Origin of the sequence: uncultured Pontibacter sp. (assembly GCF_947492645.1) — a bacterium.
In the GTDB taxonomy this organism is placed as follows: Bacteria; Bacteroidota; Bacteroidia; order Cytophagales; family Hymenobacteraceae; genus Pontibacter.
Window position 1 is genome coordinate 83369 of sequence record NZ_CANLMZ010000002.1, and the last position, 24453, is coordinate 107821.

The window sequence follows — 24453 nt, forward strand, 5'->3', positions numbered from 1 at the left end:
TTAAGTCTAAGTATATGCTATCGAATGATATTTCTACGAAAATTTTAAATGTTGGCCCCGACTATGTAACCAATAAAGGTGGCATGCCTGCGGCTATTAAAATGTATAGCAAACTATACAACCCTTTCCAATTTATACCTACTTATTTCGCGAAAAAAGGCATTTCTGCGCACATTCTCAGTTTAAGGCAAATCTTCGTAATTTATATGTACCTGCTGCGCAACACTCAAATTCAGGTTGTGCATATACACGGGGCATCTAAAGGCAGCTTCTACCGAAAATACATCATATTTCTGCTAAGCAAGTATCTCTTTGGTAAAAAAGTAGTGTATCATGTGCATAGCGGGGCATTTCCTGTGTTTTTCAATAACTCTAATCTTGTAGTTAAAACCTGCATCAGGCACTTTATAAATACCACCGATGCTGTAATATGTTTATCAGATTTTTGGAAAGGCTTTTTCTCTCAAACCTTCAAGCCAAAAGAGTTACTGGTACTTAGAAATATGGTGGAACACGTTTCTTGTGAAAATTACACCAGGCGTTTTGAGAACACGGGAGATGGCAAAGTCATTTTTCTTTTTCTAGGTATGATCAGAGAGCAGAAAGGGACATTTGACATGGTGCGCGCTGCCAGTATGTTAGATGAAAAGTATAAAAACGCTTTTGAAATATGGATAGCAGGAGATGGCGAAGTTGAAGCACTAAAAAGAAGTATAAGCGAACATAACTTGGACTCTAATATTAAATATTTAGGTTGGCTAGATGGAGAAGATAAAAACCAGGTTTTAAGAAAGGCCAACGTACTTGTTTTACCTTCTCATTTTGAAGGCTCCCCCGTATCCATCCTGGAAGCTATGGCATATGGAATGCCAATCATTTCCTCCAATGTTGGAGGCATTCCTGAGCTTGTGATTGATGATTATAATGGTATTTTGAATAGGCCCGGAGACACAGCAGCTATCAGAGACAGTTTCCTCTTTTTCTTGGAAAACAAAGAACAGTTGAAATTATTTGGTATTAATTCATTAAAAATTAGTAAAAAGCATCATGTAAGTTCAGTATTTCCTAGCATTTGTACCGTATACAGTAACATGATCAGTACCAATTTATGAGAGTATTAGCTATTGCATCTGCAGGTGGGCATTGGGTACAGTTACTGCGCTTGCTTCCTGCTTTCGAAAAGCACGAAGTAACTTTTATATCAACAAATAAAAGCTTTGCGGAGACTGTTAAAGGGTTTGATTTTTATGACGTGCCTGATGCTTCGAGGTGGAATAAGCTAAGGTTATTGTATTTATTACTGTGCGTTGCGCGGGTTGTTACTAAGGTAAAACCACAACTCATAATCACAACTGGGGCTGCGCCTGGTTTGGCAGGTGTAATTATCGGAAAGGTGTGGGGTGTAAAGGCAATCTGGATAGATAGTATAGCCAACGTGGAGAAAATCTCGATGAGTGGCAGAATAGCAATTTTATTTGCTGATAAAGTATACACCCAATGGCCTAATCTAGCTAATTCTAAAGTTATTTATAAAGGGAATGTAATCGTATGATCTTTGTAACAATAGGCGCTCAGGAGCCATTCGACAGACTTATTAAAGCAATGGATCAACTTGCGCCAATGCTAAGCGATACTACTGTTGTTGCCCAGGTTTACCAGACAAATTACAAGGCAAAAAACATACTTACTTTTGATTTTTTAACTCCGTCAGAATACAGTTCATACTTCGATAAAGCGTCCTTGATTGTAAGCCATGCTGGCATGGGCACTATCATATCGGCGCTTGTAAAGGAAAAACCAATATTGGTTGTGCCGAGGCAGGCAAAGTATGGCGAAACCCGCAACGACCACCAGGTATCAACTGCAAAAGTTTTTGAGTTGTTGCACTATGTTCATGTAGCGTATAGTGTAGCCGAGTTAAAACTTAAACTAGAGGAGTTGTTGCTTCAAAATCATAAAAAAGTAAACAAGATTGGCCGATATGCATCTGCAGAGCTGATTCAGTCTATCGAAAGTAACATTCTGCATATTTAGAAGTGCCATTGCATGGCAGATACTTCGCCTGTTAGTTTTATACCAGCCAATTTGTAGTGACTTACCCTAAAGTTTGCTGCTGTTTCCGGGTCTCACATCGTAGTATGTCGCTGCATCATCGCCAACCCGTACCTCATCGTAATACAGATAGCGTTTTAGCTTTTCAGATTGCCATTCCCATTTATACAAGCCGACTTTAAGAAATGGTCCGGTTTTATCGTTATAGGCATTCGGTCCTGTGTAAGAATAAAGGAGAGTGTCATTTTGCCATACGTTAATCAGCCCATCTTTTTTCCAGGAGAAGTTTATCTCGAAAACCCAATCTGACCAGGCTCCTCTATTGTATGGTCCCAGGTCAATATTTTTCCAGCCATCAATGGTTTCGTTTGAGTTTACAGGAGCTTTTGCCCAATTTATAGCCAACCACCACCGGCCGTTCTTAGTTAAAAGTGCTATAGGAGGCGACCTCCAGTCCTCACCTAGTTTATCGTCAGGCTTAACGTGCCATTGAGCTACAATTTCTGGTTCGGGGCTAACGCTATAGGATGCAGGCAGGTAAATACTCATGCCGTACCAACGCCTTATGTTTAACTTTTTTTCATGTTCTAATGTAAGTTCTGCTCGCTTTCCGCCAGCAACCATCACATCAGTTTTGTTTATTTCGAATCTTGCTGCATACTTGCCGTCTCGTGCTGCCGAATCAGTACGCATGATTGATCGAGTAGAAGCTTTATCCTGGCCATACCACTTATCTAAAGAACTTGCTTCCTCAAACGTACTTTCAAAAAGGAGATTCTTGCGTACTTTATTTGCGCCAGGTGCAGTAGTTGCCGAGCCAAAATTAGAAAGCACGTTTGTCGCACCCGAATCGCAGGATAGCAAAGCGCAGAGCAGAACTTTTAAAGGCAAGTTTTTAAGCATCCCCAAGTATAAATTGTTGATAAGAAGCAGTTAGTGCACTAGGGCAGTAGTTGTCTGTCTTAGATTCCCCTAACTTATGTTATTAAACTTTTTAGTAACTGTACGTGCATTTTTGTTACCGGAGAAGTTGTGTTGGGTTGATATAGTATAATATAATAGTCGCAAATTAATACGGGTGAAGTGGTAGGATGTTTTAATGCACCAATTTATACAGCATTAGCTTAGGCAGCTTTATATAACAACTGTTTACATTAGCTCCTGCGATAGCTCCATGAAATGCCTATAGCAGAAGCTTTGCTAAGAATAAACAGTATAGCGGCAAACAAGCTGCCAATGCAAATATAATATGTAGCTGCAGTAGCGTTTGTGCTATTATTTGTAAGCTTGTAATCGTCTACTTCTAAGCTAATCCTCAGGGCTGAGTTCAAAAATTTCTTCTACGGGTTTGCCAAACAAGCGGGCTATTTTGAGGGCCAGTACTGTAGAAGGCACATACTTGTTGGCCTCCATGGCGTTTATTGTTTGGCGGCTTACGCCAATCTTTTTAGCCAGGTCTTCTTGGGTTAAGCTATGAATAGCGCGTTCTACTTTTATACTATTCTTCATAGGGCTACTCTTGAGGCTCTGTAAAGTATGAAGTTAAAGCGCACCAGGAAAATGAACAGCAACGTAAACATGTTAAAGATCATGATCTGGTAAAAGCCCATGCCATAGATAAAGAGCATAGAGAAAAGCAGGAAACCGTAATTTATGTAAGTAGCCCAAAGCAAAGACTCCAGCCTGATCTGGGCGATGTATTCGTCCTCGTCTTTTTCTTTGGAGAAGGCAGCAAGTAAACCACCTATAATCGCGACTACGCCAATAATTTCATCTGCTACATTGTTCTCTACCAAGGTCATTACTTTGGTAGCTTCTAAAAATCCACCGTCGTACATGGCAAATACAGTAAGGTCCCATTCAAAAGGAGTGTAGTCTGTTAGTGTAATCAGCAAGCCTAGTATAACGGCCGGAATAAAAAGTATCCAACCAATTAACTTAAAGCGGTGCGGAAACAAAAATCGATTGCTCATATGGTTGATGTTTAAAGTATAAATCAAATGTAAAGAATATTTTACAAATGACAAGTATACTTTACTTAAAGTATGAATTTTATTACATAAATAGCTTGGTTTTAATGGTAAACGGCCTCCAAATACAAGTCTCCCGTACTTTCGGAGATGCTGCTTTTCCTTTAGTGAATGAGCTTGGTTGCCAAAGAAATGGCTTTAGTACCAAGCTGCCACGTTGCCCACCTTAAGTATACATATCGCTTATAGCCTTTAGATAACGCTTACTTACCGTGTGATGCAACCTTTTTTAACAAGCCGGGCTCTTATAAATAAACAAAACGGTATGATAATCCTGCATTCGATATCCAATTATATATGCTCCATTCTGCTGATGTTGTCGTTATGGCAATGCAGCCAGTTTGATATGGCAACTGTTCAAGGTGAGGCTAAATTTGGGGAGTCGTTTCTTCTGGAAAAAGATGGTGCGATAAAAGTAACAGGAGATGGGGAAACGCTGCTGTTGCAGTTTAACGCTGTTACAGATTCACGATGCCCTAAAGAAGCAGTATGTATATGGTTGGGTAATGCAACTGTTTTGCTCTCGGCGGCCAATGCAGCAGAGCGTATCGAAAACATAGCCATGTGCATTGGTGATTGCCGCCCCGATCCTGTTCGTATAAAACATACGCTGCCGCTAAAGATTGGAGAGCAGCAGTACAGCATTACGTTAAAGGAAGTTTTACCGCACCCGGGTTTAGAAAATGCCGCAGAAAAGCAGATGTTAAGGTTAGTGGTAGAAGTGCTGCCGTAGTAAACTGATCCTCCCTGGATTATACTTTATAAACACAAAAGCGATGCATCAACTATACTCTCTGATGCATCACTTTTGCTTTAAAGCCCCATTCGTTTGCCTTGTTTCCCCCGGAAGGAGGCAAACGAATGGGTACTGCAAAAAGTAAATTTATACTACTTACGTTGTAGTGCCGGCTCCTGCGCCTGCGCCTTTTTTCTGGGGCTGCTGCGGCGCTTGTCTTTGCGCTTAATGTAAACTGCAGATGGCCCTTTATCATCCTCTTTGCGGATAACAAAAATCTCTTTGTATGCTCTGATCAACTGTAGCAGTTGCCCATAGCCGAAGGTGCGCGGGTCAAAGCTGGGGTCTAGCTGGCGCAGGTTAGCTCCCATAGATCCCAGGTGCGCCCAGCCATCTTCATCAGCCGACATTACAAAGGCCTCTTTTAACATTGGCAGCGGATTAGGCTTATGATGGGTGCTTCCGTTGTCAGGGCCTTTCTCTGCTTCCTCTATTTTGCGTTCATCAATGTCATCTGTCAGGTTTTCTGTGAAGATGAATACGTTACAGGCATTAACAAAAGGCTTTGGCGTTTTGCGCTGCCCAATGCCCATCACAAAGATGCCGGCCTCGCGTATGCGGGTAGCCAGGCGTGTATAATCGCTGTCTGATGATACAATGCAGAAACCATCTACCAGATCACTATGCAGCAAATCCATTGCGTCAATAATCAGGGCGCTGTCGGTGGCATTTTTGCCGACGGTGTACCGGAACTGCTGTATAGGCTGTATCGCATGGTTGTTCAGGCACTCTTTCCAGCCGTTCATTTGCGGGGTGGTCCAGTCGCCGTAAATTCTGCGGATAGTTGGTGGGCCATACTTGCCGGCTTCGGCTAATAGCTTTACAATAAGGCTGGGTTGGGCGTTATCGCCGTCTATTAGCATGGCCATGCGCGACGGTTTTCTTTCTCGGGATGTGTATTTCATGTATAAAAGGTTGCTGGTGGACACGGTGCTGTAGCCACACCTGCTTAAAGGTGCAATAAGTTTTATACTTCTATTTTGAGCAGAAGTTATACTTGCAGGTTTAAAGCAAGTGCTGAATTTATGCGACAAAATGTATAACTTACCGTAACAGAGCAATTAACGAACTATATGATCCGTCTAAAAAAGATTTTACTTATGTTAGGCTCAGCTTTTGCGGTAGCAACAGGTACCGCCCACAGCCAGGCGCAGGTGTTTAAAGCCGATGAACCGCTGGCACATACATACTCTATCGTAGCCCGTGATGCTAACACAGGAGAAATGGCTGTTGGTGTGCAAAGTCATTGGTTTTCGGTGGGTACTGCGGTGCCCTGGGGCGAGGCCGGTGTTGGTGTGGTGGCTACACAGTCTTTCACAAACAAATCGTTCGGGCCACGCGGGTTGCAGCTTTTAAAGGAGGGTAAAACACCTCAGGAAGCTCTGGCCATACTTTTAGCCGACGACGAAGGCCGTGAAGTGCGCCAGGTTTCTATACTTGATGCCAAGGGGAACGTAGCCACGCACACAGGTAAGCAATGTATTCGGTATGCCGGCCACATTACAGGAAAGAATTTCTCAGTGCAGGCCAACATGATGCTAACCGATAAAGTATGGCCTGCCATGGCAAAAGCTTTCGAAAGAAGTGAAGGGCAACCGCTGGCAGAGCGAGTGTTGTTGGCCATGCAGGCGGCAGAGCAGGAGGGAGGCGATATTCGTGGAAAGCAGTCTGCTGCATTGATTGTGGTAAAAGGCCAGCAGTCAGGCCAGCCCTGGGACGATAAAACAGTTGACCTGCGGGTTGATGACCATGACAAACCATTAGACGAACTGGCCCGCCTGCTAAAAGTACACCGCGCTTATGAGCATATGAACAACGGCGACCTGGCCATAGAAAAAGGAGAAATGCAGAAAGCGATGCAGGAGTATGGTAAAGCTGAAGCAATGTTTCCTGAGAACCTCGAAATGAAATACTGGCATGCCATCGGGTTGGCAAGCAGCGGCCAGGTTGATGCAGCCGCCAAAATATTACGGGAAGTATACCACAAAGACGACAACTGGCGAGAGCTTACAGCCAGGTTGCCTGAAGTTGGGTTGCTGAATGTGAACAAGAAGGATTTGGAAAAGTTGCTGAAAGCAAAGTAAAGTATAGAGAGGCAGATGTTGTAAGGCATCTGCCTTTTTTGTACTCAATAGTTGCTGTTGTTACTATCGCAGGTGTAGCGTATCTGTCTGGCAACTGCTATGCCTCAGCCTCACTTGCCTGTACTTTCACCTTTAGCTTTGGTTTGCTCAAGGTGGGGGTAGGGGCCCTCTTTAAGCAAGGCCTTGCCTTTACGCATCGCGCTATGTACCTGAAGTTGCCCACGCACCTCAGGCTGCCTCACCTCATTTGGCACCGCAATAGCTACAAGGCGCTCAACACAAAGGCAGGTATTGACACTTCTTAGCAAGTGATTGAATCTGGTACTGCAGAACTAAACATAAACAGCGCATGAGCCCTGCTGCACAAAACCATGTTCAAACGCCTACTTGCTAAATCAAAATTTCTTATCTTGATGCACCTAAACTAAACTGCTAAACACAAACCTTATAATGCTAACGAAGAAAACTTTGCGAAATGTAGTGGTGGCTGCAGCGGCGCTGGTAACCATGCCAGCTATGGCACAGCAAAACTACAAAACCGACTCTGCCACCATCAAAAACATGTACGATAACGCCCTCACCAGCTACGAAAGCTACGAGAACCTGCGTTACCTTACCAAAAATATTGGTGCCCGCTTAAGTGGCTCGCCGCAAGCCGCTGCCGCTGTAGAGTGGAGCCGGCAGGTAATGGAAAAAATGGGACTTGACAGAGTATACTTGCAGGAGGTGATGGTGCCGTATTGGGTGCGTGGCGACAAGGAGATCGGCCGTATTATCAACTCTAAATTAGTAGGAAGCCAGGACGTAAATATTTTAGCCTTAGGAGGCTCTGTGGGTACAGGCGAGAATGGATTAAGTGCTGAGGTAGTTGAAGTAAAAAGTTTTGAAGAATTAGAGAAGCTGGGTAAGAAAAAAGTAAAAGGCAAGATCGTGTTCTTCAACCGTCCTTTTGATAACACACAGGTAATAACAGGTGCAGCCTATGGCGGCGCAGTAGACCAGCGTGGCGGTGGACCTGTAGCTGCGGCAAAACTTGGTGCAGTAGGTGTTGTGGTTCGATCCATGACAAACGATATCCAGGATGTGCCGCATACCGGAGGTACACGCTACGAAGAAGGTGTAGAGAAAATACCGGCAGCTGCCATCAGTACAAGAGGAGCAGAGCAGTTAAGCAAGTTGCTGGCTAACGACCCAAATCTGAAGTTTTACATGCGCATGACCTGCGAAACCCTGCCGGACGTGCTTTCTTACAACGTGATAGGCGAGATAAAAGGAACTGAGAAGCCAGATGAAATAATTGTAGTTGGTGGCCACTTGGACTCCTGGGATATTGGCGAAGGCGCTCATGATGATGGTACTGGTTGTGTGCAATCGATTGAGGTGCTGCGTTTGTTTAAAGAGATGGGCATAAAGCCGAAACGCACAATTCGTGCCGTCATGTTCATGAACGAAGAAAACGGCTTGCGCGGAGGCCGTAAGTATGCAGAAGTAGCCAAATCAAAAGGAGAGAAGCATATTGCCGCTATTGAGTCTGATGCAGGTGGCTTTACCCCACGCGGTTTCGGCATTGATGGTAACGACGGGCAGTATGCGCAAGTACTAACCTGGAAGCCTTTACTGGCTCCTTACGGCCTGCACGACTTAACACGTGGTGGTGGCGGCGCAGACATCGGTCCGCTTAAAGGACAGGGCACCGTAGCGCTTATTGGTTTCCGACCGGATTCGCAGCGTTATTTTGATTACCACCACACCGAAATTGATACGTTTGAGCAGGTTAACCGCCGCGAAATGCAGCTTGGTGCAGCCTCTATGGCAGCTTTGGTATACTTGATATCCGAGTATGGGCTGGATGGCAACGGCGCAAAGGCCGCTAAATAAAGTATAAATTATACTGGCACAAGTGCGTTTGCATGGTCTAAGTATAGATTGCAGTATAAAACAAGAAAGGCCTCCCACTCAGGAGGCCTTTCTTGTTTTATAACTATCTTCTACGGCAGCAGTAGCGAACTGTCTCCGTAGCTCAAAAATCTATAGTTATTATCCAGGGCATGCTGGTATACGTTGCGCCAGTTTTTCCCAATCAAAGCAGAAACCAACAACAATAGCGTGCTCTCCGGCTGGTGAAAGTTGGTAACCAAGCCGTTACAGATCCGGAAAGTATAACCCGGCGCTATAATAATCTGTGTGCTAGCGTGCAGATACTCACTATTCTGTGCCTCCATATACTTTAGCAAAGCAGTTACCGCCTCTTCAGCATTTGGTACTTCTATACTTTCGTAGGCTTGCCACTGTGTTACGTGCAGCTCCTGTGCGGGTAGCGCTGGCTGTTGCCATACTTTAGCGCCCAGCCAGTATAAGCTTTCCAGAGAGCGCATGCTGGTAGTGCCAACAGGTATAACAGGGTTGCCCAGGTGCTGCAGGAGCTTTTCCAGAAAAGCTTTTGAGATAAACAGCTGCTCTGCGTGCATCTCGTGGGCTTCCATGGTATCGGCCTTTACAGGCTTAAATGTGCCGGCACCCACGTGCAGCGTTAAGTAAGCAGTATTTATACCTTGCAGCTGTAGCTTTTCCATTACCCGGTCAGTAAAATGCAGGCCAGCGGTTGGTGCTGCTACGGCACCTTGCTGGTTTGCGTAAATGGTCTGGTAACGGGTATGGTCGTCGGGGGTGAGGTCGCGGTTAAGGTATGGGGGCAAAGGCAGCCTGCCGCATCCTTCCAGCACTTCGGCAAAGGTAAGTTCGGCTGGCGTCCACGTGAAACGGATCAGGAAATGGCCTTCTTGCTGCGCTTCGCGTTCTGCCTGTAATTCGCCGCCTTTAAAGTATAACTTAACAGGTCCGTTTTTCCAACGCTTGTTATTGCCCACTAAACACTTCCAGGTGCTGCTTGCGGTTTGCTGCATGGCCAACTGAATTTCGCGGTGTGGAGCCACAGGCTCAAGGCAAAAAATCTCTACCAGGCCACCTGTTTCCTTTTGCATCAGCAGCCTTGCCTGTACTACTTTGGTGTCGTTAAAAACGAGTAGCGTATGGGGTGGCAGTAGTTGTGGTAAGTCGGTAAAAGTATGCTCTGCTATTTGCCCCTGGCGGTAGTGCAGCAATTTAGATTGGTCGCGCTCGGGCAGCGGAAACTTCGCAATTCGTTCGTCTGGCAGCTCGTACACAAAATCCTTTATGGCCAGCTTCTTCGGGTCGGTCATTTTAAAAACTTTAGTCGTGGTGCAAAGGTAGCGCTTTCGCGTAAATTAACCTGCCGTTAGCTAAAGCTTAGCCTACTATACTTTTACCAGATCCATTGGGGGCAAAGCACCTTTTGCTTGTTGTTTAGTTTGATTCCGATAACTATCTCGTGGCTGTTGGCGCTTACTTTATTTAATTTTGAGGTGGTGATATCGTAGGAATAGCTTACATCTAGCAAATGGTTCAGGTAAGCGCCCACAGTACCTGTTACAGCGTCATCGTAACGGTAAAAAGCTCCTATCCAAAATCGCTGCGCGTAGGTAAGGTTAGCATTCAGATCAACCATTGTTAGTCCGCTTTCTGCCATTTTAACCATAACAGACGGGGTAACTGTAATCATATCCGATGCTTGTACTCTAAATCCGCCTGTTGCGTAGTAGTGCTTCTGTAAGGCTGCGTGCAAAGAGCCTTGTGTAGTGCCTGATTCGCTTTTCAGCAGCTGCATACCCGCCAGGCCAATATAGAAATTTCGGCTGTAGAGCCAAAAGCCAATGCCAAGGTCGGGTTTGTTCATGTGTTCGGTATCGTTTGCAAGAAAGGGATCATCTGGTATTAGCAGGTCCAGGTCTTTTTTGTTTACCCTGTACTGTCTTAACCCTGCTGTTATGCCGCTGGATAAGTTTAAAGTACGCGTTAGTGGCAAATGGTAAGCATAGTTCAGGTTAAGCGAAACAGTTTGTAGCAGGCCCGACCTGTCGGCTTGGGCAACTGCGCCTATGCCGTGGTGCGGGCGTGCATGAAAGCGGTTGTTTTTATTAGGGCTTAGACCTGGGTTATTATTTGGGTTGCGCATGCTCAGGGGCTTTGCGTTTCTGTCGTTCTTGTTCAGCGAAGTATGGATGCTGGTATAAAAGCTGGTGGGGGCACCTTCTAAACCGACCCATTGTGTACGGTAGCCTGCGCGCAGGTCAATGTAATTCTCAATGCCAGCTACAGCAGGGTTTAGCAAAAAATTGTTTTGCGCATACTGTGTGTGCTGTGGCAATTGCTGCGCATAAACGGCTACACTCGAAACGAGGATCAGCAGTAAAGTATAACTTAATTTCATTCCCTGCTACTTTAAGATCGTTATACTTCCCGAAACCGATTCATCATCAACACCCAGCTCAATAACATAGTAGTAGGCGGCCACAGGCAAGGGTTTGCCATTGTGCAGGCCATTCCATGGTTCCTTGTAGCCTTTGGAGTCAAATATCTGGGAGCCCCAACGGGTAAATATCTTCACGCGGCAGTTCGGGTAATACTCTATGTTCCGGATATGCCAGTAATCGTTTATGTTATCCGCATTAAGCGTGATGGCATTGGTAGGGTCTATAAGCGGCAACACATTAACGGTAACCTGTGCCGTAGATACACAGCCAAAAGCTGAGGTTACTGTTACAGTATACGTTGTGGTTTCCTGGGGTGAGGCAACAGGGTTGTGAATGTTAGGATCTGATAAGCCGGCAGCAGGCGACCAGGAGTATGTTTCGCCGCCGCTGGCTTTTAAAGCGGTGTATTTGCTTTGTATGATCGTTACATCTTTGCCTGCATCTGCTGTTGGTTGCTCTACAAGGGCTGTTACTTTAACTCTTTCTGAAGTCGCGCAACCGTTTCCGTTTACTGTTTGCACAAAGTAATCTGTGGAGGCAGTAAGAGCGGGGGTAGTATAAGCAGGGCCTGTCTCCAATAACCTGCCGCCGGTTGCCTGGTCGTACCACTCCAGTTTATAGCTTGCCACAGGTGTTCTTGCCGTTAAAGTAGCTGTTTGGCCGGGGCAAACTGTAGTGCCTCTTGCAAGTGGCGGAGCAGGTAGTGGGTCTACAGTTACAAGTATGGCATTGCTTGTGCTTTCGCATGGGGTTGATGTAACCACACGCCTGAACCAGGTATTTTGCGTTAATGTGCCAGCAGTATATGTTGCTCCTGTGTTATTGCCGGCTGCCGGGGCAAAGCCCTCTGTTGCGCTTTTTGTGCTGTACTCCCAACGGTAAGTATAACTGCCGGTGCCGCCAACGGGTGTTGCACCTGTTAAAGGTGTCGGGGTTTTTCCATAGCATACCAATTGGGTGCCTGTAATAGTGTTAGCTGTAACAGCAGGCACAACGGTAATTTTCACAACATTGCTTTGTGCCTCCAGGCAAGGGGCAGATTGTATTACCCGCCTGAACCATGTGGTCTGAGAAAGGGCTGCAGGTTGATAGCTTTGGGTATTGTTTGTGCCGGGTGCTGGTTTAAACCCACTATTCTCACTTTCGTGGCTGTACTCCCATTGGTAGGTATAAGTGCCATTTCCGCCGTTAGGTTTTTCGCCGGCTAATTGTGCCGGAACAGAGTTAAAGCAGATGGTCTGGGCAGTAGCTATTGTGTTATTTTTAATCGCTTCGAATACGGTGATCTTTACAGCCTCGCTTATACTTTCGTAGCAAGGCCCGGAGCTAACTTTTCTCCTGAACCAGGAAGTTTGGCTAAGCGCTGGTGGGCTGTAATGCTGCAACTGGTTGTTTCCGGGGGCAGCTGTAAAGTTGCTGTTGGCGTCTGTGGTGCTTACTTCCCAGGTATAGGTAAAAGGCGCTTTTCCGCCGGCGGGTGTGCTTCCGGTAAGTGTAGCAGGTGTTTGGCCTGCGCATATACTTTGGGCTGTGGCAGCAAGGTTGTTTGTAATATCGTAGCGCTTCGTTCTTATTTCGATGATCTCTTTTCTGGTAACATTATTGCCGCAGGTAGGTGAGAGCACGGTAAACTCTATTTGGAAAGACGGCTTTTTGATAGCCTCGCAATCAATCTGCCAGGTAAAAGGAGATGTAACAGTACCTATACCGGTATTAGGGGCGAAGGTGATGTTCTGGCTGTTCAGATCAAAGCCGATGCCCTTGGCAGATAGTATCACTTCCTCCTCGTCAGGGTCCTTGCCTGTCACATCAAAGTTTATGATGTCGCCTTCGGTTACTTCAATTACTTTATCACTCGTAGAAAAAGAAATTGCCGGTGGGTTGTCAGGCATCGGATCTACTTTAAGGCTTAAGCGAATTATAGCCTGCTTTGGCAAGCCACAACCGTTGTCGCCATTGTCACTCACGATAAGGTCCAGCAAGTATATGCCGCCTTTCGTATCGAAGCACCTGTCCAGGCACAAGGTCGTTTCCAGTACTTTTTCGCCGGTAGCAGTATTTACAATGCCGGTAGTTATACCTTTAAACCCAAAGTAGTTGTTGTTAAAGTTTACAGGCCTTGCCGTTATCGAAATGGGCTCGTCTTTATCAGGGTCTGTGAAGTATACTTTTATACAGCGCGAGTCTGTAGCAGTAATGCGTATTTCCTGTCCTTCTTCATAGGGTGTGGATTTGCCATCTATAACTGCTGATACCAGCGGTGCGCCGTTTATGCTGCAAGACTTCACTAGCAGTTGAAAGTCCCTTCTCACTTCGCCTATTTTAACTCCGTTTCTGAACTCCTGAACGCGTACGCCAAACACAAACAAACCTGCATAACTGGGCACTACAGTTAACTTACCTGTTTTAGAGTCTATACTTACGGCAGGCGACCCCTGTATCTGGTTATCTCTGGCGTAGCCCGGCAACCAGGTTATTTCCTGGTAAGGTGCGCTGGCGGGAGGGGAGGGCAATATGTTGTTAGGCGAGCTGGAGCCATTTAGCGGTGTTACAAGGTCGTACACCAATTCGTCACCGTCAGCGTCGGTGCCACTAAAGTTATAGTAAAACAACTCTCCAACGCAGCCATAATCGTTTGGCGGAGGCGACAGCTTTGGCGAAGAGTTGGTAAAGTCTGCCCCGTTCAGCACAACCGGCGGAAACTCCATGTAAAAAGTAGTGCCTGCCGCCTCCGGTGATGCAATGTTATTGATGGTGTTGTTGCGGCAGCAGCGTTCCCACACAAGGTAATAGCCGGACGGGTTGTTGTAAATGGCAGGGTCGAGGTATATATCCTCGTAATACAACATGATAGATGTTTGAATATCGCTGGTGGTGCAGCCAATGTTCGTGTAGTTCATCAGCGTTTCAGACCTGAGCGGGAGCGTTAAAGTATGAATCTGCCGGTCTGTTCCCTTCTCAAATATGGCAACAGTTGCATAAGGGTCTCTAGCTCCTGCGCTACCGTTTACCTTATCAAAGTATAAATTAAAAAACAGTCTGTAGTTATAGCCGGCGGTATGGCGCAATTCAAATTCTCCCCCAACAATATGTGTTGCGAAGGCGCTGGTGCAAAAAAGGAGAGGTATAAATAGAAGTAGTAAACGTTTGATCATCCAATTGCAACTAAATGTTAATCAAGATTATGCAGCCCTTGATGCACTAGTCACAAATATATTAATTTAAGCCAGTTTTCCTATATTATAAAGGCTTAAATTATGAATATTTTTATTTTGATTTTAATATTATTTCAGGATGAATGATATGCGGATTTGGAGATTTTGTGCCGATACATTTTTCGGGATGCTGTAAAAGAGCTGCTGCTGAACAGGAACTCACTTATTTTGGCTCTTCAGATGCCTCCTCCAGGTCATTTAGCTCCAGCTGCAGCGCATTAACAGAGATCTGAATCTCGCGTAGCGCCAGGGCCAGCGAAATCATGAGCAGGATCAGGCTCAGGCCAAAAAGGTATTTGCCGATTGTTTCGTAACCGGCAAAAAGTACAAACATGCACGCCACACAGCCAAATATGCTGCTAATGCCAAAGGCCTGCATGTTGCGGATAAGTAAGAGGCGGGTGCGGAGGTTTTCAATCTGCCCATACACCAGGTGGCTGTGGGTGCTGGCATAACGCGATTTAAGGCTACGGATAAGATTTGCCAAAGCCATAAACCGGTTTGTATAGGCCAGCAGCAACAGCGAAATGGCCGGAAATAATAGTGCCGGAGTGGTCAGGGTAATATCCATACTTTGCGCTGATGTTTTGTTACAAACTCTTCAGGAAGTCCTCGTCCAGCGGCTCGCTATCATCTTCGTCGTGGCCCTTTGCATCCCAGTCTACCTCAGGCAGCAGCTCAAGCCCCTGGAAAATCAGTTCGTCCAGTTCTTCTCTGCTCGATGCATCTAAAGAGCGCTCGAACATGCCCAATAAGTAATCGCGCTGCTCGTTCACAAAAATCTCGTGGTACAGGTGGTCAAATTTAGCAATTTGCTTCTGCACGATCTTATCGATCTCGCGGGAGTTTTTAGCCTTTAGCGCTTCCCGCAAAACACCTAAAGCCTCGTGGCTTTTCTCGTTGTCGGCTAGGCGCACAAAAGCCTGTACAAACGCAATAGCCACACCCAGGCGCAAGCGCTCAAAATGATAGTTTACATCCTCGGTAGGCTTACCGCCCTTTTGCTGCATGGCTCTAAAAGCCTTCTCAAACTGCTGGTATGCGGTTGTTGCACCTTCTTCGTAAACTTCAGGCTTATCTGTATCAAAAGCCAGTTCTAGCAGCATTTCAAAGCTCTTAGCACTCATAGGGTTATACTTTGTTGGATGTTTGTGAACCGCAAAGGTAATAGTTTATACTTTGTAACACTACCAACTGTTATCAGAGAGTGTAAAAGCAAAAAGCCGGCGCAAGTGCTCCGGCTTTTATACTTAGCTTTCATACTAGGGAAAGGGTAGCGGGTAAAAGTTGAGATTGCCTGTAAAGATTACCAGATCCAGGTCGGGCAGATTACTTTGCGGTGGTTGTTAAGCTTGATGCCTAAAACAACCTCGTGGCTGCCTGCGCTTACTTTGTTTAGTTCTGAGGTAGACATGTCGTAAGAGTAAGCCACATCAAACACATGGTTTATGTTGATGCCTGCCATCACGGCCATGGCATCCTGGTGGCGGTACGATGCGCCGGCCCAGATGCGCTGCGCATACATCATCCTGGCATTAAAGTCTATGGCTGGCTTAGCTGAGTCTGTTGCCTTTACCATAACAGACGGTACCACGGTAATGGCATTGCTTGGCTGCAAACGCAAACCAGCCGTAGCGTAAAAGTGAGGCTGCTGGCGCATGTGCGGGTTCCTGTCAGTACCTGCACTTTCAAAATCGTTCCCGTTGCGGAGCAGTTGCGCCCCCGATGCGCCTATGTAAAAGTCGGTGCTGTAAAGCCAGAAACCAATGGTCAGGTCAACTTTGGTCGCGTTCTCAAAAGAGCTGTTCAGGTAAGGGTCGCTTGGGTCGAAGATAACGGCATCCTGCGTGTTTACCCGAAATTGCGTAATGCCGCTTGCAATGCCGCTTGCCAAAGTAAGGTAGCGGTTTAGCGGTTGGTGGTAAGCGTAGCTGGCATTAAAAGTAGATGTTTTCAGTAAGCCGGCCTCGTCTACCTGTGCAACTGCGCCTATGCCGTGGTGCGGCCTGGATTTTTTGTAGCTGCTCTTTTTAGAGAAGCCATACCTGCTTTTTGTCTCTTTAGGCCTGTTGCTGCCGCTGCCTACGCTGTTGTTACTGTTGCCCAAGGAGGTGTGCACGGTGGCGTAAAACGATTTAGGTGCGCCCTCCAGCCCGGCCCATTGCGTTCGGTAACCCAGGCGCAGGTCGGCATAACTTTCTATGCCGCCAACGGCAGGGTTTGTAAGATAATTGTTCAGTACGTACTGGGTGTATTGCGGGCGCTGCTGCGCCTCTGCGGTTACCAACATAACGAAGTATACCAGCGCGCTTATTAGTATCTTTTTCATGATTTCCTCTGCTGCTATCTATTTAACAATCGTTACACTTCCTGCTATCGGCTCATCCTGCTCGTTTAAGTAGATAAGGTAGTAGTAAGCTGCCATCGGAAGCTGGTTGCCGTTCCTGGTGCCGTCCCATGGTTCAGTATAGCCTTTCGACTCGAATACCTTTTCGCCCCAGCGGTTAAAGATCTCCACGCGCGCATTAGGGTAATTCTCGATGTTTTTGATGATAAACTTATCGTTCAGTCCATCGCCGTTAACTGACATCAGGTTGTTGGCAAGTATTCTAGGAGTAACCGTAATGGTAACCTCTGCTTTGGCTGTGCAGCCTTCCGGGGTCGTAACTGTAACTGTGTAAGTGGTGGTCTTGGCTGGTTTGGCCAGCGGCATGTCGCTGGTTGGGTCAGACAGGCCATCGGTTGGGAACCATTGGTACTGCGTGCCTCCGGCGGCTCTTAGCTGCACCGTTTTCCCTTCTTGTATAGTTAAGTCGCTGGTAACGGAGGCTTGCGGCGTAACAACGCTTACGCGCACCTCCCGGCGACCTGAACTAGCACAGCCCCGCTGCTTATTCACAGCCTGCACGTAGTAACTGGCGTCTCCGGTAAGTTTGCCTGTGCTAAAGTTAGGGCCTCTGCCCAGTAATTTGCCACCGCTTTCGCTGTCGTACCATTCCACTTCTTCGCCGGGTGCTGCTGTGGCTGTAAGTAAGGCGCTGCTGCCTACGCAAACAACCATATTACTGGAGGCAGGTATGGCTGGCAAAGGTACCACTTCTACTTTTACAGCTGGGCTGGTTACCTCCTGGCAAGGGCTTGAGTATACAACACGCTTAAACCAGGTAGTTCTTTCCAGTTGTTCAGGCTTGTAATCCCTGTTTGTGTTAAGGCCTGTTGCCGGTACATAGCCAGCGTTCTCGCCAAGCGTGCTCATCAACCACTGGTACGCATAAGTGTTATTGCCACCGGTAGGAGTAGAGCCCTCCAGCACGGTCAGGCTTTGGCCAAAGCATAAGACCTGGTTTGCTGTTTTAATGTAGTTCTCGGCAATTGGCTGGTCTACCTGAATTTTAATGGTGTTGCTCTCTAGTTCTCCGCAGGTTTGCGAATTAACGGTGCGGCGGTACCAGGTTGTCTGCTGCAGCGGCTCCGGTTGATACGATTCGGATACTGCCCCTGAAACCTGCGTAAACACCACGCCATCTATACTTTTAAACCAACGGAAAGTATAAGGGCCGCTACTGCCACCCAAAGGTTTTGCCTGTATTATGCGCTCTGGTCTGGTGTTATAGCAAATATGTGTTACCGGTGTTGATATCTCGTTTACAGGGCCTTCTACAACAGTAACCTTTACTGCTTCCGACTCTGCCACACATCCACCTGAAGTTACCACACGCTTAAACCAGGTGGTTTTCTTTATATTCTGTGGCGTAAAGGAGATGTTGCTTTCGCCGGGGATCAGGGTATAGCTTACACCGTCGGAGCTTTGCTTCCATTGGAAATTGTAGTTTGCGCCATCGCCGCCTTCCAGCGCCTGGTTTGCTAAAGTGCCGGCGGCACTACCCTGGCAAATGGTTTGGTTGCCTGTTATTTTATTTGTGATGGCCGGGTAGTACTGTACTTTAACAGCGTTGCTCCTGAAATCGCCGCAGGCACCACCGCTTACTTTTATCCGGTACCACGTTGGCAGGCTAAGGCCCACAGGTTTATACCTGGCGTCGGTGGCACCGCTAATGGCAATGTATGGCCCTGCGCTACCCGACTCGCTTTTCTCCCATTGATAAGCATACTTGCCGTTACCACCCGAGATAGAGGTTATACTTAATTCTGTAAAGGCAGTACCAAGGCACAGGCTTTGCTCCCCTGTTATCTGCGCCTGTATCGGATCTTCTACGGTAACATCTGCTATAGCCGAAACGCTGCTGCACTCACCTGATCTCACAATTCTTCTGAACCAGGTACGCTGCGTTAGAGAAGTAGTATAATCCGGGTCAGTAGCGCTGCTGATGTTGGCGAAGCTCTTGCCGTCGGTGCTTTTTTGCCATTGGTAAGTATAGCTTCCGGTGCCGCCAGCCAGCATGTCTTTGCCTTGTAGTGTAACCATGCCTCCCTTGCAAAGCGGGCTTACCGGGAATAGCTCATTGCCTGTAATTTGAGGGTTTACGGTTATGGTGAGCACGTTGCTAGCCACCTCGGCACACCCACCTGAGGCTACTATACGGCGGTAACGCCATACGCCTGCTGCAAGCGGTTCGGTTGGAACATAGGTTTCTGTGCTGCTCACTACTTCGTACGCAGCACCGTTAAGGCTGCGTTCCCAGCGGATGCTGTACGTTGCCGGGTCGCCGCCTGTAATTGGCGCGGCACTTACCATGGCTGCCGGAATGCTGTTGGCGCAGTAAGAGGTTGTGCCTGTGCTGATCTGGTTTACCACAGGCTGCAGCACCGATACCAGAACCGAGTTGCTTGCCAAGGGGTCGCAGGTGCCTGAGTAAACTAACCTACGGAAAATAGTAGCCTCTGTGATAGCGGTAACTGGAGTGTAATGCTGTCCGGTGTTTGTGCCAGGGGCATCTGTAAAGCTATTGGGTGCGCTGGCGCTGGCTACCTGCCACAAGTAAGTATAGCTGCTGTTGCCGCCAGTTGGCTTGCTGCCTTCTAAAGCTGCCGGTCTGGTATTGTAGCAGATCGTGCTTTGGCCGGTGTTGGTAATAGCGTTATTGGCTATGGCTGGCTGTACCTGTACCGCAATAGTGTTAGATACGCTGCTGCAGTTGCCAAGTATAATGGCGCGGCGGTACCAGGTAGTGCTTTGTAAGGCAGCCGGTACATGATCGCGTGCAGTAGCTCCTGCAATAGCCTCAAACGTGCCGTCTGCGCCTGTTGTGCTCTGGTACCACTGGTAAGTATAAGCTGCTTCGCCGTTTCCGCTTAAGGTGCCTGGTGTGTTGCCTTCGCAGATGGTGGTGCCGCCAAAAATACTGTTGCTGGCAATGGTGTTGGTAATAGTAATTGTCCGTTCGTTGGATATAACCTCGCAGCCTTCTGATTTTACTTTTCTGCGGTAGGTGGTAGTGGCATTTAGATTACCGGGACTGTAGTTTGGTTGGTTGTTTATGCCTGTGGCTGCTGTAAAGGCCGCGCCCCCTACACTTTGCTCCCAAAGTATAGTATAGCTGCCTGTGCCTCCGGTTATAGCTCCGCTAAGTTCCCCTGCATCCTCGTTCGGGCAAATGGTGGTTTTGGTTTGCGTTATGGTATTGCCTATCTGCGGAACAACTTCTACGGTAACTGCTGTGCGCGGACTCACGCAGCCCGTGGCACTTTCTGCCTCTACATAAAAAGTGGTTGTTGCGGTTAAGGTTGGTGAGAAAACGGTACCTACGTGAAGCTGTGCGCCACTAGCATTGTACCAAATATACTTGCCACCCGGTGCTGTTGCCGTAAGCATGGTAGAGTTGCCGCTGCAAATGCTAAGCTGGCCAGCAACAGTAGGAGCAGCCGGGGCATCCTCTACCACCACGCGCACCACAATAGATTCTTTTGTACAATTGGCAGAGGTTACCACGCGCTTAAACCACGTAGTTTGTGCCATGTTTTCTGGCGTGTAGGTGCGGGTGGTGGCGTTATCGATAGCCTGGAAGCCTGCCGATGAGCCGGTGGTGCTGGCGTACCATTGGTATGTGTAGGTGCCGGTGCCACCTGTTGGGGCATCACCGCCAAGCGCACCCGGAGAGCCGCCTGCGCACACGCTTGCTTTAGGCGTGCTGATAATGTCGCCTCCAACCAGGGCAGGAGTAACATTTACACTAACCGGTGTTCGGCCCGGGCTAACGCAGCCGTTGATATTGTCGGTAATGCCCTCAACGTAATAAATAGTGCTGCTGGTAAGTATAGGTGTTTTATAATCATTGCCTATCCGGAGCAGGGAGCCGCCAATAGCCTGGTCGTACCATCTATACTTTACACCATTTTCCGGGTCCTGTACCTGTAGCGTTATGCTGCTGCCATAGCAGGCATCAGCATTGGCAATAACCGGTAGTTGCGGCAATGGAATTACGGTGATCTTTACCAAATTGCTAACAACATCAGGGCAAGGGCTGGAACTTACTTTTCTGCGGAACCAGGTATCTTTGGTAAAGGTGCCGATGGGGGTATAGCTTTGCTCATTGTTTATGCCCGGAGCAGGTTCAAATGCCAGGCCATCCTCGCTGTATTCCCACAGGTAACGGTATGGTTTCTCGTCGCCGCCGGTTGGCAAGGTGCCTGCCAGCGACGCCGGTGTGCCGCCGCTGCAGATGGATTGGTTGCTGCTGATACTGTTGTTGGCAATAGGAGAGGTAACCGTAATAGATACAGCTGCCTTCGGGCCTTCGCAACCTAATGCGCTTTTAGCACTAACAAAGTAGGTTGTGTTCTGCTGCAGGTTGTTTAATGTAAAGGTGTTGCCTGTATGTACTTCTTCGTTTGCTGTATTATACCAATGGTAGGTGCCGCCCGGTGCAGTAGCTGTTAAAGTAGTGCTGCCACCATAGCATACAAGCGAGGTGCCCAACACCGTTGGAGCTACCGGTAAAGCCTCCACGCGCACCTCCACTACATTAGAGGCCACCTCGCAGCTGCCAGAGTAAGCCACACGCTTAAACCAGGTGTTTTGTGTAAGGGCAGGGGCTGCATAGTTCGGGTTGGTGCCGCTGCTTACTTCGGCAAAATCTGTTACGGCATTGGTGGTGCTGGCAAACCATTTATAAGTAAATGAGCCGGTGCCGCCTGTTGGGGCATTGCCGGTTATAGTGCCTGGCGAGGTATTGTAGCATACAGTTGCAGCCGGAGAAGAAATGATGGCGCCGCCCGCCATGGCAGGCGTAACGGTTACCTTCACAGCTTTTCTTTCAGGAAGGGTGCAGACAGGCGCGGTTTGGGTTCTTGCCGCTACATAGTATGTTTTATCTGCCTGCAAGGCTGGCGTAGTATAAGTAGTACCGGTTCGCACCAGGTTGCCGTTTGTTGGTGCATCGTACCAGTAGTAGGTCACGTTATCTTCTGCATTATCCACCTCCAGCGTTACATGCTGGTTATAGCAAATGCTGGCATCCTTAATAATCGGTAACCTTGGCGTGGGTATAATGCTTAGTTTGATAACATCAGAAATAACTGTCTGGCAAGGGTTGTTAAAAACTTTTCTGCGGAACCAGGTGTCTTTGGTCAGCGCCTCTGACGGCTGGTAGTGTTGCTCGTTGTTAGTGTCCGGTGCATCTTCAAAGTCGTAGCCGTTGTAGCTAATCTCCCACAGGAAAGTATAAGGCGCACCGCCTCCGCCTGCCGGACTGCCACCATTCAGGCGCTGGCCTGGCACGGTGCCTTCGCAGTAGGTCGTCTGGGTTGTTGTAATGGTGTTGCCGGTAACAGCTGTCAATACTTTAACTTTTACTTCTGTTCTAGGCCCCTCGCAGCTTTTGTTGCTCACCGCAGCCACATAAAAGCTGGCATCGCTGGTAAGCGGCACAGAGGTAAAAACAGGGTTGGCGGTAGTGGTAGTTGCTAATACTGCACCTCCTGTAGCCTGGCCATACCACTTGTAAGTATAACCTGCTGTTGCGTTCTGCACGGTAAGCTGCGCTGCATCGTTCTGGCAGATTGTTTTGCCCTCGGCTGTCGGCGCTGCTGGTATCGGGTTAACGGTTATGGTTTGAGTGGCTGTGCTGGAGTTGCCGCACTCGTTCCGGATGGTAACGTTTATAGTATAAGTGCCAGCACCCGGAAAGTTGATTTTGGGATTGGCAGAGCTGCTGTTGGTGCCTCCAGCAAAAGTAGCCCCATTATTTACCTCCCAGGTATACCCGGCTATGGTGCCGTTGTTGGCTGTAATGTTTAACTGGCCATTATAGTCTAAGGTAAATGCGCCGCAGTTTTCCTGGGTTGGTTTTTTAAATGCTACCGTAGGCAAGCCTCTGACAATAACATCTTTGGTAATGGTGCTGTTGCTGCAACCGTTAGATGCTTTAAGTATGATCTTATAAGTACCAACTTTTGTAAGTATAAACTTAGGTGCTGCAGATGTTAAAGTGCCGCTGTTGATGGTGTAGTGATTGTTTAAAACAGCATTGACATTGTTGTACTGCAAGCTCCAGTTGTAGGTAAGGCTGCCACCGGTAGAGTTGTTTACCGTAGACACTAGCAGGTTTTGGCAACCAGAGGCTTTGTCCAGGTTAAAATCGAACTTGGCGCTTGCAGATTCTGTAATCGTGATCGGTTTGATCACTTCATCTTCGCCGCAACCGTCGGTAAACGTTTTTAACCTGATTCTGTAAGTGCCTGGCTTTAAAAATTTAAGCGTTACGCCAGCCGAGCCGCTGCCGCCACTTGTAAATACCCAATCCACGCCCTGTACCCCATCCAGTATAGACCAGTTGTAGCTGATAGGGCATAGCTCTGGGTTGGTGGTGGCGTTGCCTAACGTAATATCGTTGTTGGTGCAGTAAAGCGGGCCGCCGCCAATGGTAAAGTCTGCGTTGGTGCTTTTGTTGATTACGATACTGGAAATAACGCTTTCGGTGGTTTTTTCGGAGCCGCCACAAGTATACTTTGCCGTGCTCCTGAGCGAGAACCATTGGCTTGGCATGCTGCACGAGCTCTCGTTAAACGTATGCACTACCTCTTTGCGGGCTAGCATCTCAGCATGGGTATACACGTACGGTGCCGAGCCATCATCAAAGCTGAACGTATAAATTGTAGATGCCGGGTTGGTTTCGATGCCTACTACCGGAAAGCGAAAAGTAACCGTTGGCGATTCTGGCGTAAGGCAGGCCGTTGTGCTGCCCGGGTTACCAACCGTAAAACCTGGGTTACTGATGTTATAAACCTGGTAGGTCTGGCTGGTTTTGCAGCCGTTGTTATCTATGGCTGTAAAAGTAAGTGTAAAAGCCCCGCGCGAAGTATAGGTATGGGTGGTGGTGGTAAAGCTGCCCGGAAAAGTTTGCACCGCCGAGCCGTCTCCCCAGTCTATGGTGTAGCTGCTGTTGGTGCCTTTGGTGGTAGAGCTGTTCTGCACCGTTAATGTATAAAACGAGCCAACAGAAGAGCAATTCATAAAAGGTGATCCAAATGCGCCGGCGCCTGCATCGGTAAGGGTGGCATCTGCTCTGCAGGCCGCCGTTGGGGCAACCACAGGGGCAGGTGCAGCAGGTAAAATACCTGCATAAGTTATGGCCTGACCTGGCTGTTGGACTGCAATGGTTTTAGTCTGTGCGGGTATACTTTCCGGAGTACCGCCAGTAGCTAAAAGAAATGCATAAAATAAGGGTAAAAGTATTCTCATAAGCGTATTAGTGTCAAGCGTCAGAACCTTGGTAAATTAACAGTTGTAACTGCTTTAAAATAATGGATTGGTTTGAGTTGTGGTAATTTAATTATTGTAAAATATTGATATGGTATTTGTTTGCTTCTTTCGTAAGTATAGTATTTTATAAGCATCCTAAAATTTGAACATATTTTAGCTTGTGCGCGTAAGTTGTTAAGCAATGTTATGGAAAAATATTGAAGCTTAGATTTAATTAGTGAAGATTATAATACATTTAAACTAATGCCAGCAAAGTTTTATAGATAAAGTAACTTTTGCTTTTG

The 24453-nt window shown here is 47.4% G+C and carries 17 protein-coding genes; 6 read left to right on the plus strand and 11 right to left on the minus strand.

Annotated features, from left to right (window positions below):
- The first annotated feature begins 14 nt into the window (after positions 1-14).
- From Q1A23_RS02495 to Q1A23_RS02505, 3 genes are read left to right on the plus strand one after another with little or no spacing between them, the layout of a single operon-like run.
- Positions 15-1112, plus strand: a complete 1098-nt coding sequence (locus Q1A23_RS02495; RefSeq protein WP_299819029.1) for a glycosyltransferase family 4 protein — start codon at positions 15-17, stop codon at positions 1110-1112.
- Positions 1109-1552: an oligosaccharide biosynthesis protein Alg14 gene (locus Q1A23_RS02500; protein WP_299819031.1), complete on the plus strand. Its 444-nt coding sequence runs from the start codon at positions 1109-1111 to the stop codon at positions 1550-1552. Before Q1A23_RS02495 ends, Q1A23_RS02500 begins: the two co-directional genes overlap by 4 nt.
- Positions 1549-2034: a glycosyltransferase gene (locus Q1A23_RS02505; protein ID WP_299819033.1), complete on the plus strand. Its 486-nt coding sequence runs from the start codon at positions 1549-1551 to the stop codon at positions 2032-2034. Before Q1A23_RS02500 ends, Q1A23_RS02505 begins: the two co-directional genes overlap by 4 nt.
- A 66-nt stretch (positions 2035-2100) precedes the next feature.
- Here the strand turns inward: Q1A23_RS02505 and Q1A23_RS02510 are convergent, their stop codons facing one another.
- From Q1A23_RS02510 to Q1A23_RS02520, 3 genes are all read right to left on the minus strand, one after another.
- Positions 2101-2943, minus strand: coding sequence for a polysaccharide lyase (locus Q1A23_RS02510; RefSeq protein ID WP_299819035.1), 843 nt, complete (start codon positions 2941-2943; stop codon positions 2101-2103).
- Between the two features lie 417 nt (positions 2944-3360).
- The gene (locus Q1A23_RS02515) at positions 3361-3561 is read right to left on the minus strand and encodes a helix-turn-helix transcriptional regulator (RefSeq protein ID WP_299819037.1); all 201 of its coding nucleotides are present in this window, start codon (positions 3559-3561) and stop codon (positions 3361-3363) included.
- Positions 3558-4025, minus strand: coding sequence for a hypothetical protein (locus Q1A23_RS02520; RefSeq protein WP_299819038.1), 468 nt, complete (start codon positions 4023-4025; stop codon positions 3558-3560). The genes Q1A23_RS02515 and Q1A23_RS02520 overlap by 4 nt, the downstream gene beginning before the upstream one ends.
- A gap of 403 nt (positions 4026-4428) precedes the next feature.
- Between Q1A23_RS02520 and Q1A23_RS02525 the strand changes: the two genes are divergently transcribed.
- Entirely contained in the window at positions 4429-4815 is a 387-nt protein-coding gene (locus tag Q1A23_RS02525) for a hypothetical protein (RefSeq protein WP_299819040.1), read from the plus strand.
- A gap of 155 nt (positions 4816-4970) precedes the next feature.
- Here the strand turns inward: Q1A23_RS02525 and Q1A23_RS02530 are convergent, their stop codons facing one another.
- Positions 4971-5783: an NYN domain-containing protein gene (locus tag Q1A23_RS02530; protein ID WP_299819041.1), complete on the minus strand. Its 813-nt coding sequence runs from the start codon at positions 5781-5783 to the stop codon at positions 4971-4973.
- 168 nt (positions 5784-5951) lie between these two features.
- Here Q1A23_RS02530 and Q1A23_RS02535 point away from each other — a divergent pair, with 168 nt between their 5' ends.
- Both Q1A23_RS02535 and Q1A23_RS02540 read left to right on the plus strand, forming a co-directional pair.
- On the plus strand, positions 5952-6962 hold the full coding sequence (locus Q1A23_RS02535) for a DUF1028 domain-containing protein (RefSeq protein ID WP_299819042.1): 1011 nt from the start codon (positions 5952-5954) through the stop codon (positions 6960-6962).
- 507 nt (positions 6963-7469) lie between these two features.
- Complete coding sequence (locus Q1A23_RS02540; RefSeq protein ID WP_299819193.1) at positions 7470-8840, plus strand: M20/M25/M40 family metallo-hydrolase; 1371 nt, start codon at positions 7470-7472, stop codon at positions 8838-8840.
- A gap of 110 nt (positions 8841-8950) precedes the next feature.
- On the opposite strand, the gene Q1A23_RS02545 is transcribed toward Q1A23_RS02540, so the two are convergent.
- The 7 genes from Q1A23_RS02545 to Q1A23_RS02575 all read right to left on the minus strand — a co-directional run bounded on the left by Q1A23_RS02545 (position 8951) and on the right by Q1A23_RS02575 (position 24148).
- Positions 8951-10162 carry an S-adenosylmethionine:tRNA ribosyltransferase-isomerase gene (locus tag Q1A23_RS02545; RefSeq protein WP_299819044.1) on the minus strand — a complete coding sequence of 404 codons (1212 nt, stop codon included), beginning with the start codon at positions 10160-10162 and terminating at the stop codon, positions 8951-8953.
- A gap of 83 nt (positions 10163-10245) precedes the next feature.
- Complete coding sequence (locus Q1A23_RS02550) at positions 10246-11250, minus strand: type IX secretion system membrane protein PorP/SprF (protein ID WP_299819046.1); 1005 nt, start codon at positions 11248-11250, stop codon at positions 10246-10248.
- A gap of 6 nt (positions 11251-11256) precedes the next feature.
- A complete protein-coding gene (locus tag Q1A23_RS02555; RefSeq protein WP_299819048.1) occupies positions 11257-14448 on the minus strand; it encodes a gliding motility-associated C-terminal domain-containing protein in 3192 nt (1063 codons plus the stop codon).
- A gap of 223 nt (positions 14449-14671) precedes the next feature.
- Positions 14672-15079: a DUF2721 domain-containing protein gene (locus Q1A23_RS02560; protein ID WP_299819050.1), complete on the minus strand. Its 408-nt coding sequence runs from the start codon at positions 15077-15079 to the stop codon at positions 14672-14674.
- A gap of 19 nt (positions 15080-15098) precedes the next feature.
- Positions 15099-15635: a hypothetical protein gene (locus Q1A23_RS02565; RefSeq protein ID WP_299819052.1), complete on the minus strand. Its 537-nt coding sequence runs from the start codon at positions 15633-15635 to the stop codon at positions 15099-15101.
- A 179-nt stretch (positions 15636-15814) separates the two neighbouring features.
- Entirely contained in the window at positions 15815-16837 is a 1023-nt protein-coding gene (locus tag Q1A23_RS02570; RefSeq protein ID WP_299819054.1) for a type IX secretion system membrane protein PorP/SprF, read from the minus strand.
- 18 nt (positions 16838-16855) lie between these two features.
- The gene (locus Q1A23_RS02575) at positions 16856-24148 is read right to left on the minus strand and encodes a gliding motility-associated C-terminal domain-containing protein (protein WP_299819055.1); all 7293 of its coding nucleotides are present in this window, start codon (positions 24146-24148) and stop codon (positions 16856-16858) included.
- Between the last annotated feature and the right edge of the window lie 305 nt (positions 24149-24453).